Raw genomic sequence first — 13,897 nt, 5'->3', positions numbered from 1 at the left:
CTTAATTTATCATCTTATTGGTTTCTGGAATCGTTTTGTTTGTAACTAAGACGCTTTATGAGAATTTACCGTTCGCGTATTTTATTGTAAGTGGTTATTTACTTACCTTTAATATGACATGGCCTATGCTTATTTCTGCAGGGCTATTCTACAGTGCGGCATGTGTTACATTAGTTACTCGTTCGGCTTGTCGAAGACTCGATAAACAAAAAAAACTCGTCATAAAAAATAAAACACCTGAACTCTTCTATGAATATTTACCCTATATTTACAACGCTATTGGGTTATTTACCCTGATGGCCACCAAAAATTCACTCTTTCAATTTTTTGCATTCACTTTGATAGTTTTAGCGGTTAGAAATCTATTGTGTCGACATTATAACCGCAGTAGCTCAACTAAATTATTTTAATCGCTTGTTGGTGTATCACTATCTTGTTGTTCTTCATCGGCTATTGCTAGGGGCCACCCCCCCATTTTTTGCCATTTATTAACAATAAAACAAAAAAGTTCAGCGGTTTTTTCGGTATCGTATAATGCCGAATGAGCTTCACTGTTATTGAATTCTAATCCTGCGGCCATACACGCTTTAGCAAGTACGGTTTGTCCAAGGGCTAAGCCGGCAAGTGTTGTTGTGTCAAAGCTGACAAAAGGATGAAAAGGAGAACGCTTTATTGAACAACGCTCTACAGCAGCATTAACAAAACCCAAATCAAAAGAAGCATTATGAGCAACCATTACCGCACGTTGGCAACCCGCGGCTTTCATTTTTTTTCTAATTAATTTAAAAATATCAGTCAGTGCTTTGTTTTCATCGACAGCACCACGTAATGGGTTCGTTGGATCGATGCCAGTAAATTCTAATGCTGCTTGTTCTAGGTTCGCACCTTCAAAAGGGTCAACGTTAAAGTGAATGGTTTCATCAAGGGAGAATTGTCCCGTACTTTCATCGAGCAATAAAGTCGTTGCGGCTATTTCTAATAAAGCATCGGTTTGGGCATTAAAACCAGCAGTTTCAACATCGACAACAACAGGAAAGTAACCTCTAAAACGTTGTGCAAAAGCACTCTTAGTATTTTTATCAGCAGAAGTATTATTTATATTATCTGGGCTTTTACTCATGTTTACATCTTTTTTAAGTTAGCATTCAATTTCAATAAGTAAATTATCGCAGAAAAAAAATGGAAACACTATGCGAACAATACGATGAAGCTTGAAAGTTATGAAAATATTACTGATAACTGCTAAAGTTATATAAACCTCGGTCGATAATAGATAAGTGACAAGATAAAAGATAAATATTTTATGAAAAAACCTATCATCTCATTATTATTATGCGTATTTGTTAGCCAAACCAATGCTGGTATTCGTCAGTATGGCGCTGATTTAGAGCACGCTAATTGGCAATTAACCAATAATTCTAGGCTAGAGTGTACACTCTCACATCAAATACCTAATTACGGAGAAGCAAAATTCTACAGTACGGCAAACCGTAAAATGAACATGGAATTTGAGCTAGATATGATGCGCCTACCCGATACTTATTCCTTAGCTGAAGTTAGATCTGTTGCACCTAATTGGCGTCCTGGTAAGAGCGGTAGAACGATTGCTGATATGAAACTCTATAAACAGTTTGCTCCGAGCCTCCCTAAAAAAGTTGCTTGGAACATGCTCAATGAATTAGAGCAGGGTATGAACCCTACTTTTTACTATAATGATTGGTACAGTGAGAATGAAAGAATTTCAGTTGGTATCTCAACGGCTAAATTTAACCGTGTCTACCAAGAATTTATTGGCTGTGTTGGTAACTTACTTAACTATAACTTTGATGATATCTCTTACACGGTTTTAAATTATCAATTTGGTGGTGACAGTTTAACTAAATCATCAAAAAAGCGTTTAAGCATGATTGCTGAGTACCTAACGCTTGATAATAACTTAGAGCTGGTACTGATTGATGGTTATACCGATAGTTACGGTGGCAGAAATGATAACTTGAAAGTATCGAATCGCCGCGCAAATACCATTCGAGAGCATTTTGTTAAAAATGGTATTGACCCGAGTCGAATTGAAGCAAAAGGTTATGGTGAAAAACGTCATATTGCCTCAAATAACACCATCATTGGTCGAGCACAAAATAGACGTGTCGTGATCCGAATGGAATAACCGTAAAGACGAATTTACTGTTAAAAAATTATTTTACAAAGATTCAGTTGAATAGGCTGCTAGGTTATCTTAACCTACCAGCCTATTTTTTTATTGGATCTTCCATAATGCGACCATTGTTTAAATCTTTATTTGCACTATTGGTTTTATCAAGCTTTACAAGTTTGGCAAAAACTAATGATGCCTACACCTATGCTAATTACGACCAAGTAAAAACAACCCACATTTATCTAGACCTAGCGGTGAATTTTGATGAAAAATCACTTGTCGGTTTTGCCGAATTATCAATGGAGTGGTTAAGTGAAAATTCGCAGCCGATTATTCTTGATACCCGAGATTTAATTATTCATCGTGTAATGGCTCAAAGCAAAGGAGGGCAGTGGCGCGGGGTAAGTTTTAAACTTGCTGAGCGAGATGACGTTTTAGGTTCAAAGTTAACAATTAACAATACCTTTAAAGCACAAAAAATTCGTGTTTACTACCAATCTACTGAAAAAGCATCAGGTTTGCAGTGGTTATCAGCAGAACAAACAGCCGGCAAAAAGTATCCTTTTCTATTTAGTCAAAATCAAGCCATTCATGCACGTTCATGGATACCCTTACAAGACACCCCTAGTGTACGTGTAACCTACACCGCACGTATTACTACGCCTGATAACTTATTAGCGGTAATGAGCGCAAATAATGAACCTGATACTGCTCGCGATGGTGATTATTTTTTCAGTATGCCACAAGCTATTCCCCCTTATTTAATTGCGATTAGTGCGGGTGATTTAGAATTTAAAGCGATGAGCAAACAAACAGGCATTTATGCTGAAGCCAGTATATTAGATGCAGCCGTAAGCGAGTTTGACGATACACAGGCGATGATTGACGAGTCAGAAAAAATCTTTGGTGCATATCGCTGGGGTCGTTACGATTTACTTATTTTACCGCCTAGCTTCCCGTTTGGTGGCATGGAAAACCCACGCTTGTCTTTTATAACGCCAACCGTTATTGCGGGTGATAAAAGCTTGGTCAATTTAATTGCACATGAACTTGCTCATTCTTGGTCAGGAAATTTAGTCACTAATGAAAGTTGGCGCGACTTATGGTTAAACGAAGGTTTTACCAGTTATGTTGAAAACCGTATTATGGAAGCGGTATTTGGTGAAGAAAGAGCGGTTATGGAACAAGCGCTTGGCGCACAAAGCTTAAACTACGAAATTGCTGAATTAGCACCAGGTGATACTCAACTTTACATTGATCTTAAAGGGCGAGATCCAGACGATGCATTTTCTGGTGTACCTTATGTAAAAGGTCAGTTGTTTTTAATGTTTTTAGAAGCTAAATTTGGTCGAGATAAGTTTGACCCATTCATTTTAGATTATTTTAATAGCCATGCTTTTGAAAGCTTAGGAACGGCTAATTTTGTTATCTACTTGAAGAAGCATCTTACACATAAATATCCAAATATTGTTAGTGACAAAGTCGTGAATGAATGGATTTATGAACAAGGTTTACCGAGTTATGCGCCAAAACCTACCTCAAGTGCATTTACCACTATCGATGGTCAAATCAATAGCTTGTTAAGTGATAAAATTACCTTAGCGAATTTACCTACTAAAGCGTGGACCTTGCATGAATGGTTGCATTTTATTAATAACCTACCTATAAACTTGTCCACTGAGCGGATGAATTCACTCGATAAAGCGTTTAATCTAACCGCTAGTACGAATGCCGAAATTGCTCATGCATGGTACTTATTAGCATTAAGAACGGGTTACGATGCTGTATATCCTGCGATGTCAAAATACCTAATCTCAATCGGCCGCCGCAAATTGATTGTTCCTTTATACAAAGCGCTAGCTGAAACACCAAAAGGCAAAGCTTGGGCACTTGAAGTCTATGCAAAAGCACGCCCGGGTTATCATGGTTTAGCTCAAGGTACTATCGACGGTGTATTAAAGGTTAATTAGCCTTTTAGAAAATCAGAAAGTAATCATAAAAAACGCCACGTTAACGTTATTTAGCGTGGCGTTTTTTTTATCTCAATTAATTATGCAGACTCTATATTATTTACTCGTACTATTTTCAATAATCACATCGACTTGCCTAAGGTGGTTTTGTTGTGAAATAACCACTCGAATATCATGTTTTTCTTGGCTAAAGTTTAGAGTCAAACGTCCACGTTTTCTTTCTTGATTTAATGCTTGACCATACTCTTTTTGATAAAAACCCATAACATCTTCCTCAGTACTTTTAGTGAAATAGTTAACGACAGCAGGCATTTTATCTTTGAATTCTGCAAAAACTCGCGCATCATTCATAGTAGGTATCGTAACTATTGTCGTCTCATCTGCAACTGCCTGATTAACGATTGTTAGCGTTAAAGTCAACAATATTGCATTGAGTGAACAGGTTAACTTTTTTGAGAAATTTAAGGGACGAAGGTTAGGCATAGGTTTTGATCCTTTCACTGATTCTTTTCAATTTAGTGTGTTGAAACGTAACTATCAAGGTTATTTTTAATAATCGTAGACTTATGTGTATTAATCTATTGTTTAAATAATAAATAGCAATAGGCTCATTAATCATCTAATTGTATGAATATCCTTAACTAAATGATTAATAATTAATTAACCTGAACGGTCAACAAAATCATCTCGATAATGGTCAACCCATAATGCGGTTGCACCACATATTGCTACAGGCATAACGACTAAATTAACCACGGGGATCATTGAAAATACTGCGGTTGTGATCCCAAAGCTATAACTTAAGCCTTGTTTTTGTTTCAACGCTTGACGCATTTCATTAAAGTCAATTTTATGATTATCAAAAGGGTAGTCTTTGTATTGAACCGCCATCATCCAAGCTAAAAACAAAAACCACATAACTTGGCCTACAACAGGCAGAATCCAATAAAGAATGAAAAAGCCTATAGCGCGTGGCAGATAATAACGCAACTTACACCACTCTCTCGATAATGTCCGAGGTACATCTTTTATAACATCAAGGGTAGAAGAGGGGGGAATTGTTTTACCACAGAGTAATAATTCCATTTTTTCTGACAATAAGCCGTTAAAAGGCGCTGCGATCCAATTGGCAACAGAACTAAAAATAAAAGAAAACATCACCAACAAAAAGAGTAAAGCGATTGGCCATAAAAAAGTGCTTAACCAAGAAAGCCAAGCAGGAAGCCAGTTATCGAGCATAGCCATATAAGTTTCTAGTTCGATAAATAAACGATAAAAGGCAAAGCTAAATAAAACCAAATTGACTAATAGCGGTATAAAAACAAACCGGCGGATGCCTTTTATATTAATGAGTTCAAAGCCTTTAATAAAATATCCTGCACCACTTTTAGCAAACGGTTGATTAATAATTGTATTCATTGGGTGATTTTTATCCTTACACGCTGTTTTACTTGTGATTATAAAATAAATTCATAAATTGAACAGATGTTTCATGTTACAAATAGTAGATAACTCTGGTAAAATTTTATTGTTAAGTTTAATCCTAATATAACATAAAAGGTTTCTGTGTTTTATGCGTTTAAAGCATATAAAACTTGCGGGTTTTAAATCGTTTGTTGACCCAACCAAAGTGCCATTTGAGCAAAAAATGACGGCTATAGTTGGGCCAAATGGTTGTGGGAAATCAAATATTATTGACGCGGTTCGTTGGGTGCTTGGTGAAAGCTCAGCGAAAAATTTGCGTGGCGACGCCATGACCGACGTTATTTTTAATGGAGCAGCTACGCGAAAGCCCGTTGGTCAGGCATCCGTTGAATTGTTATTTGATAATATTGATGGTCGTATTCAAGGCAATATGGCCGATCGTAGTGAAGTCTCCATTCGACGAGTAATAAACCGTGATAGCCAAAATACTTATTACTTAAACGGCAGCAAGTGTCGTCGTCGAGATATTACGGATATTTTCCTTGGTACGGGTCTGGGTCCTCGCAGTTATGCGATTATCGAGCAGGGCACCATCTCAAAGCTTATTGAATCAAAACCTCAAGAATTACGTGTTTTTATTGAAGAAGCGGCAGGTATTTCTAAATATAAAGAACGCCGCCGAGACACTGAAAATAGAATTAGACATACGCGAGAAAACCTCGAACGCTTAAACGATATTCGTATAGAGCTAGGTGTGCAAATTGACAAGCTTCATCAGCAAGCGGAAGCCGCCAAACGTTTTAAAACCTTAAAAACTAAAGAGCGAAAATATCGAGCGGAGTTCACTGTCTTAAAATGGCAAAAGTTTGATCAACAAGCCAATGAACAAAAACAACAAGTAAGCCAATACCAAACTGAAATTGAAGCATTAGTAGTTGAAGAAAAGAAAATTGATATTGAGTTGTTTGATGCAAAACAAAAAATGACGATTGGGGGAGAGTCTAGCGGCGATCTCCACCAGAAAAAATTATTGTTAAGTAATGATATTGCTCGTGTAGAGCAAAATATTAAACACTTAAAACAACAAAAACAAAAATCCCAACATGATAACAGTGTTACACAACAGCAACTGATTAAAGCCCAGCAGTTGGTTTTAGCCGAACAAGAACATCTTAAAAAATGTTCGTTTAAAATAGCTGAACATTTACCTGAACTTGAATTAATTGATCAACAATTACTCGAGAGCCAAGCTCAACTCGATAGTTTTATTGAGCAACAGCGCGACGAACATCAGCAATGGCAAACCTTGCAACACCAACATAAAAATTCAAACGATCAGCAGCTGAATGTTAAACAAAAAATATCTCAGTTAAGTGAACAAATAAACCAGCAGCAGCAGCGTAAAAAGACCTTAATGCACTTACTCGTCAGTTTATCTGAGGAAGAACACTCAGAAAATGTTGAAAGTCTAGCTGATATTGAAACCAAGTTACTTAGGCAAGAAAGTCAGCATCAGACTTTTGTGAAACAACATAACGAGAATGAAATAAAGCAACGAGCACTCGTTAAAAAAATTAGCCTAGTTTCACAACTGCAAGCCCAGACTAGTGGTGAAATCTCAGCATTAAACCTGTCTTTAAAGCAGCTACAGACACAAAAAAATCAACAAGCAGATTGGAGTGTTAAGCAAAAAGAATGGCTAATCGAGCAAGGAGAGAAGGTCTTAGGTACCGTTTATCAGTCACTCGACGTTGAAACAGCTTGGCAGGCAAGTGTTGAATTAGTATTACATCATTGGCTACAAGGAGAGCTCGTTGAAAGTTTTCCAGAACAATTAACGATTGACCCTTTATTTTTGGTGCTCAGAGATACAGAAGGTAAAACGTCTTCGTTGACTTGTGTGCAAGCAATAAAAGGTACTTTAGCTGAGAAAGTTAAAGGTTTATCTGCAATTACTGCTTTTTTAAACAATATATTGATCGCAGATGATTACCAACAAGCACAAAAAATTATCTTGTCTATTGCCGAACATCAGTCAGTTATTTGTCAAGATGGTACGTGGCTCAGCGCACGTTTTTTAAGAAAAGGCCGTGCTGAAAATTTTAACGCATTGTTGCAGTTATCTGAAAATATTACGAATACGTCAGCAAAAATTAGTCAGCTACAACTCAATGTAACTAGTGGTCAAAATGAAGAGGACCAATTCACTCATCATAAAGAACAGCTTGCTAGCGAAGCGAAAGTGCTTAGCGCGACTATTGAAGCGTCTATGCATCAAGGGCAGGCTTTAAAGCAACAGATCGCATTAGCCAAGCAAGCAAAAGAGCAGCGTGATAAACAAAGTGCTACCTATCAGCAAGAACTTATCGAGCTTGAACGTTTTCTCATTAAAAATAAAGAAATACTATCTGCACAAGAAAACATATTAGCGCAATTGCCCAAACATGATACCAATCAGCTTATTGACATCAGTACAGCACAAGAGAATTTACAAAGAAAAATTCAAGACAGTCAAGGGAGTACACAAAAACTCCATCAGCAAAAGCACCAGCAAGCCTTAATGATTGAAAAATTAAACCATGAACAAGTGCAGGGGCAATTAGCATTGATACGTGCGCAAGAGAGTATTCAGCAACTTACTGAACAGCAACGTATGCATCAAAAGATGATTGAAGACTGTGTATCACCGTTACAAGCAGATGAGCAAAAACTGCAAGTATGGTTGACTGATGTTGCTAAAATTGATGAAAAAACAGCAAAAATTCAACATGACACAACCGATACTAAAACGTTAATCAATGCTGCTGAAACAAAACTTCAACAATTAACTAAAAAAATCAACCATAAGAAAGAACAGGTTAATGCTGTGCACCTAACAGCAGAAAGTTATCGATTGCGAGCGGATGCCGCGCTTGAACAATTAAACGAAATGCAGCAAAATTTATTGGCGGTGCAATCATCTATGCCTGAACAGGCAAAAGAGGCAATATGGCAAGCTCATATTGTTAACTTGGGAAAAGATATTAATCGTTTAGGCGCTATCAATCTTGCTGCTATTAATGAATATGAAATACAATTTGAACGTAAAACATATCTTGATCAACAAGATGAAGATTTAACCCAAGCAATTAATACGTTAGAATTAGCTATTGCTAAAATAGATAAAGAAAGCCGGAACAAATTTAAAGATACTTTTGAAAAAATTAATAAAGATCTCAAAGCATTATTTCCTAAGGTGTTTGGTGGTGGTAGTGCTTATTTAGCGTTAACTGATGATGACATGCTTGAAACGGGTGTTACTATTATGGCAAGACCGCCAGGTAAAAAAAATAGCACGATTCACTTATTATCGGGTGGCGAAAAAGCGCTGACCGCATTATCATTAGTGTTCGCAATTTTTAGATTAAACCCTGCGCCATTTTGTATGCTTGATGAGGTAGATGCGCCACTTGACGATGCTAATGTAAGCCGTTTTTGTAATTTGGTTCGAGAAATGTCACAAACCGTGCAGTTTATCTATATTAGTCATAATAAAATAGCGATGGAAATGGCGAGTCAACTCACTGGTGTGACGATGTTTGAACCGGGCGTTTCGAAAATGGTCGCTGTAGATATTGATGAAGCAATTGCTATGGCTGAATTAGCGTAAGTATAAAATAAAGTAGAGCTAAACAAAGCTGAAATAGAATAATAAAAGGCTATCCGATGGAATATAATTTCAGAACCGCATTGATTGTTATCAGTGCTGTAGTGATCACGGCAATATTTGTTCATGGTTTTTGGACAATTAGAAAAAATAAAAACCCTTATAAACTCAAAGCAAAATCTGAGAAGCTTGAACCGCATAATCGAGGTTTTGACGGTTCAGGTTTTGATCAAGATGGGGTCAGTAAGCCTAGAGTGGTCGACAATTTGCTCGACGACGAAGCGTACGATCAAGAAATGCCCATGTCTACTCGCTCTGATTATGAAGAGCAACATCGTTCATATCGAGAATTTAGTGCTGAAGATGATGAACCAAGTTTAGGCGATATGTCTGCTTTAGATGATATAACGAAAGAGAAAAGCAACCAAATATCTGATGTTCACGGTCATGAAGCATATTTGGTTGATAACGTTAAAGACAAAGAAGCGACCCTGGCTGAAAAAGTTGAAACGACGGTTTATCAAACACCAGTAATATCAGCTAAACAGCCATTAAAAAACAGTGCGCGTTTTAGTCATAAAGCACCGATTAAGCGAGATCAAATAGAAATAAATTTTGGTAATGAAAACAAAAAAAACCAAAGCACGGCTCAACAAGCCCCAGATACAGTTAAGCATAAAAAAGTTAATATTGAGCCTGAAGTGCTTATTGTCTCAGTTGTTATGACAGAAAAACAGCAAATGTCGGGCGCAGCGCTTTTGCCGATGTTATTAACCTTGGGTATGAAATATGGTGATATGAATATCTTTCATCGCCATGAAGATAACGCCGGTAAGGGGAAAGTAACGTTCAGTTTAGCTAATATTATGAACCCCGGAACGTTTGATCTCGACAATATGGAAAGCTTTACAACACAAGGTATTAGTCTATTTATGACGTTACCCAATGTGGGAGATGCTGCTGTTGTTTTTGAACAAATGTTAAATGCCGCGAAACAACTCGCTTTAGAATTTAATGGGCAACTATTAGACGATAAACGTAATGTTATGACCAAACAAACAGAACAACATTACACGGGTAAAATTCGTGAATTTGAGCGAAGAAATTTAATCGCTTCGTCTTAATATTAATTAAACCATCGACAGGTTAATATATCCATTAGCCTGTTATTTAAACGCCTTCAAAAGTAAATAACCTTTATGTCATCATCTGTTAACGCCATTCGTATACAAGAGCTTCATCAACTCATTAATCAATTAAATCATCAATATTACGACCTTGATGCACCGAGTGTTCCAGATGCGGAATATGATCGCTTAATGCGTGAACTTATCTCGATTGAAACTGCAGAGCCTGAATTAAAATACCTTGACTCTCCTAGTCAGAAGGTAGGAGGAAAAGCGCTTAAGTCATTTACTCAAGTGGTTCATCAAGTTCCGATGTTATCGCTTGATAATGTCTTCTCTGCTGACGAGTGGCAAGCTTTTGCAAAACGTGTACAAGACCGTCTTGCGTCAAAAGAAACAATTCAATATTGTGCTGAACCTAAACTAGATGGTCTAGCGGTGAGTCTACGTTATGAAAGTGGCGTTTTAGTGCAAGCAGCAACACGTGGTGATGGCGCTGTTGGCGAAAATATCACTGAAAATGTTCGAACCATTAAATCAATACCATTAAAGCTAAAGGGTGATAATTATCCTGATATATTAGAAGTTAGGGGTGAAGTTTTTATGCCCAAAGCTAGTTTTAATGCCTTAAATGCAAATGCGTTAAAAAAAGGTGAAAAATCTTTTGCTAACCCTAGAAATGCAGCGGCAGGAAGTTTACGCCAACTTGACTCAAAAGTAGCGGCTAAACGTAACTTAGCTTTTTATGTTTATGGCATTGGTTATGTTGAACAAGCCGCCAGTAAAACACTTGGCGAAGCGTGGTTAGAAAATTCACACTATAAACGCCTTTGTCAGTTAAAAACATTGGGTTTACCGATGTGTCCTGAAGTGAAGTTACTGAGTGATTCGTCACAAGTTGCCAGCTTTTATCAATATATCATGCAAGAACGTGACAATTTAAGCTATGAAATAGACGGAACCGTTTTCAAAGTTGATGATATTGCATTACAACAAAAATTAGGGTTTGTTGCTCGAGCACCACGTTGGGCAACGGCTTACAAATTTCCGGCTCAAGAAGAAACGACACAATTACTTGATGTTGATTTCCAAGTGGGACGAACCGGCGCTATCACTCCTGTAGCGCGCTTAAATCCGATTTTTGTCGGAGGCGTTACCGTGAGTAATGCGACCTTGCATAATCAAGATGAGATTAATCGGTTAGGCATTAAGATTAATGATTTCGTTACCATTAGACGTGCTGGAGATGTTATTCCACAAATTGTCAGTGTTCAACTGCAAAAACGTCCTGAAAATTCCCGTGATATTGCTTTTCCAATCAGTTGCCCTGTTTGTGATTCTGCTGTGGTTAAGGTTGAAGGAGAGGCGATATTACGCTGTATGGGGGGGTTATACTGTGCGGCTCAGCGCAAAGAAGCCATCAAACATTTTTCTTCACGAAAAGCGCTTGATATTGATGGCTTAGGAGATAAATTAGTTGAGCAATTAGTGGATGAAAACCTGATCAAAACGCCTGCTGATTTATTCAAACTGACCGAGCTAGACGTAAGCACGATGGAGCGGATGGGGAAGAAATCAGCAGACAATTTAATTGCTGGGCTACTTAAAGCGAAAACCACCACGTTACCCAAATTTATTTACGCACTGGGTATTCGAGAAGTAGGGGAAACAACGGCAGCTAATTTAGCCAACTACTTTTTGAATTTTTCTGCGATAAAAGTAGCTGATGAAGTCTTATTGCAAGAAGTGCCCGATGTTGGAGCAATTGTCGCTAAAAACATTACGCAATTTTTCCAGCAAGACCATAATATTGAAGTGGTCAGTGAACTTGAAACGATAATTTCGTGGCCCAACATTGAAGTAAAATCTGAAGACGAACAGCCATTAAAAGATAAAACGTTTGTACTTACCGGTACGTTAACTCAAATGGGGCGCAACGAAGCTAAAGCTGAATTACAAGCACTTGGTGCTAAAGTATCAGGTAGTATTTCGGCAAAAACACACTTTTTAGTTGCTGGCGAAAAGGCGGGTTCAAAGCTCACTAAAGCGCAAGAACTGGGTGTTGAAATACTCACTGAAGATGAGTTAGTTTCGTTACTGACTCAATATAAATAAAACGACAATTGATTATTGATTATTAAAGCCTTATTTTACCTTATTAATAAGGCCTAAAGTCATTGAAAGTGCTTTAAACAATGAACAGTGCGTAAATGAACAACATCATGGGTAAAGGTAAAATAATAGTAAACATGATGGCCTCACACCATTCAATAGTGCGGTAGAAATTTTGCCATGGTTTATTTTCTTCTTTATTCGACGGTAAAACCTGAAAGAAAAAAATAAAACTGGCAATAACTAATGTTTGTAAGGCCGCAAACAAAATGAAAATAGCGAACCACACTAAAACACTTGGCGTGCTTTGGGTAATCTGCTTACTTAACATTAAAAACAGCACAAAGAAGAATCCGCTCCATGCTAATAAAACCCAGCGAAAAGAAGATAAGGTAATGGCGATGTTATTAAATAGCGCTGGTGTTAACCGATATTTCATATAAATTCTAAAAGACTATATTTGACAATAATTTTGTCATGCTTAATGCTAAATTTGCAAGTTCTAAAAATATTATCAACAACAGAACGTCTTTTCTTAAAAAATTTCATTACTTTTACAATTAATTCTTGTGGTAAATTTGTGATAACTTCGTGAAACCTTCGTAATATTTTCTCTGCATAATTGATTTCGACATCTTAATTAGCTAAGGAAATTTATGAATACTCTACTTTCAAATACAGTAAAGAAAACAACAAAAATTAGAAATAAAGCGTTATCTTTATTAACAGCATTACTGCTAAGCACTTCCGCTTTAACACAAGCACAAGAGCTTGGAGTAAAGGTAACCAACCTTTACTCAAGGTATTCATTTAACAACTATTTTAATTGCTGCACATGATGGCGATACACAGTTATTTACATCGGGTGTTATGGCGTCATCGCAACTTGAAATGATGGTAGAAGGTGGCGATATCTCTGAATTATCCGCAATGTTAACAACGGCGGATAAAGCAGGAAATCCAGCCATGGGAGTGTTAGCCCCACCATGTCAACCCCAGCAATGCTATTAACCACTGATGGTAATATGTCTTTATCCGCTCAGCGTGGACGACAACAATCACAGCAGCAAAAACCTGAACACCATTTAACGTTGGGTTAATTACAAATAAACAATACCACTCATGTAACTTTATTAGCAGGCAAAAAATAGAGTTAACGTCTACTGAGTTTGATTTACTGTTATTTTTAGCCTCTCATCCAGACCAAGTTTTCTCTTGAGAGCAGCTACTGAATAGTGCATGGGGGGTATTACCATAGCGGCTATGAGCATACCGTAAACTCACACATCAACCGCTTACGTAATAAAGTTGAAAAAAATGCCACTAAGCCTGAAATTGTACAAACAGTTTGGGGAGTGGGCTCTAAATTTAATAAACAAGGTGTTGCCGCATGAAATTGTCTTTATATCACCGTTTGTCGCTTTCTTTATTGGTGGTATTTATCGCAATTATCAGTGTGTTTTAT

At 37.3% G+C, this 13,897-nt stretch carries 12 protein-coding genes and 1 pseudogene; 9 read left to right on the top strand and 4 right to left on the bottom strand.

The window, feature by feature from the left end:
* Positions 1 to 35 precede the first annotated feature (35 nt).
* Positions 36 to 410: a hypothetical protein gene (locus tag H4J73_RS01485; protein WP_182177887.1), complete on the top strand. Its 375-nt coding sequence runs from the start codon at positions 36 to 38 to the stop codon at positions 408 to 410.
* On the opposite strand, the gene rnt is transcribed toward H4J73_RS01485, so the two are convergent.
* Positions 407 to 1,120, bottom strand: coding sequence for a ribonuclease T (gene rnt / locus H4J73_RS01480; protein ID WP_182177889.1), 714 nt, complete (start codon positions 1,118 to 1,120; stop codon positions 407 to 409). The genes H4J73_RS01485 and rnt overlap by 4 nt on opposite strands.
* 183 nt (positions 1,121 to 1,303) lie before the next feature.
* On the opposite strand from rnt, the gene H4J73_RS01475 reads away from it, so the two are divergent.
* Positions 1,304 to 2,164 (top strand): OmpA family protein, encoded by an 861-nt coding sequence (locus H4J73_RS01475; protein WP_182177890.1) that lies wholly within the window; start codon positions 1,304 to 1,306, stop codon positions 2,162 to 2,164.
* 107 nt (positions 2,165 to 2,271) lie between these two features.
* Entirely contained in the window at positions 2,272 to 4,122 is a 1,851-nt protein-coding gene (locus H4J73_RS01470; RefSeq protein ID WP_182223275.1) for a M1 family metallopeptidase, read from the top strand.
* A gap of 96 nt (positions 4,123 to 4,218) precedes the next feature.
* Here H4J73_RS01470 and H4J73_RS01465 read toward each other — a convergent pair whose 3' ends face one another.
* Entirely contained in the window at positions 4,219 to 4,605 is a 387-nt protein-coding gene (locus H4J73_RS01465) for a hypothetical protein (protein WP_182177892.1), read from the bottom strand.
* A gap of 177 nt (positions 4,606 to 4,782) precedes the next feature.
* The gene (gene cysZ / locus H4J73_RS01460) at positions 4,783 to 5,541 is read right to left on the bottom strand and encodes a sulfate transporter CysZ (protein WP_182223276.1); all 759 of its coding nucleotides are present in this window, start codon (positions 5,539 to 5,541) and stop codon (positions 4,783 to 4,785) included.
* A gap of 154 nt (positions 5,542 to 5,695) precedes the next feature.
* Between cysZ and smc the strand changes: the two genes are divergently transcribed.
* The 3 genes from smc to ligA all read left to right on the top strand — a co-directional run bounded on the left by smc (position 5,696) and on the right by ligA (position 12,435).
* A complete protein-coding gene (smc, locus tag H4J73_RS01455; RefSeq protein WP_182223277.1) occupies positions 5,696 to 9,196 on the top strand; it encodes a chromosome segregation protein SMC in 3,501 nt (1,166 codons plus the stop codon).
* 56 nt (positions 9,197 to 9,252) lie between these two features.
* Positions 9,253 to 10,317 (top strand): cell division protein ZipA, encoded by a 1,065-nt coding sequence (zipA, locus tag H4J73_RS01450; protein ID WP_182223278.1) that lies wholly within the window; start codon positions 9,253 to 9,255, stop codon positions 10,315 to 10,317.
* Between the two features lie 75 nt (positions 10,318 to 10,392).
* On the top strand, positions 10,393 to 12,435 hold the full coding sequence (ligA, locus tag H4J73_RS01445; RefSeq protein ID WP_182177896.1) for an NAD-dependent DNA ligase LigA: 2,043 nt from the start codon (positions 10,393 to 10,395) through the stop codon (positions 12,433 to 12,435).
* A 73-nt stretch (positions 12,436 to 12,508) separates the two neighbouring features.
* Here ligA and H4J73_RS01440 read toward each other — a convergent pair whose 3' ends face one another.
* Positions 12,509 to 12,871 carry a hypothetical protein gene (locus H4J73_RS01440; protein ID WP_182177898.1) on the bottom strand — a complete coding sequence of 121 codons (363 nt, stop codon included), beginning with the start codon at positions 12,869 to 12,871 and terminating at the stop codon, positions 12,509 to 12,511.
* Between the two features lie 217 nt (positions 12,872 to 13,088).
* On the opposite strand from H4J73_RS01440, the gene H4J73_RS01435 reads away from it, so the two are divergent.
* From H4J73_RS01435 to H4J73_RS01425, 3 genes and pseudogenes are all read left to right on the top strand, one after another.
* A complete protein-coding gene (locus tag H4J73_RS01435) occupies positions 13,089 to 13,271 on the top strand; it encodes a hypothetical protein (protein WP_182177900.1) in 183 nt (60 codons plus the stop codon).
* A complete protein-coding gene (locus tag H4J73_RS20860) occupies positions 13,237 to 13,443 on the top strand; it encodes a hypothetical protein (protein ID WP_182177957.1) in 207 nt (68 codons plus the stop codon). Before H4J73_RS01435 ends, H4J73_RS20860 begins: the two co-directional genes overlap by 35 nt.
* A 136-nt stretch (positions 13,444 to 13,579) precedes the next feature.
* Positions 13,580 to 13,826 (top strand): annotated as a pseudogene (locus tag H4J73_RS01425) (winged helix-turn-helix domain-containing protein); the annotation flags it as partial.
* Positions 13,827 to 13,897 lie beyond the last annotated feature (71 nt).

Origin of the sequence: Colwellia sp. MB3u-41 (assembly GCF_014076845.1) — a bacterium.
In the GTDB taxonomy this organism is placed as follows: domain Bacteria; phylum Pseudomonadota; class Gammaproteobacteria; order Enterobacterales; family Alteromonadaceae; genus Colwellia_A.
Note: the sequence above shows the minus strand (reverse complement) of the source record. Positions and strands in the feature narration are given on the sequence as shown.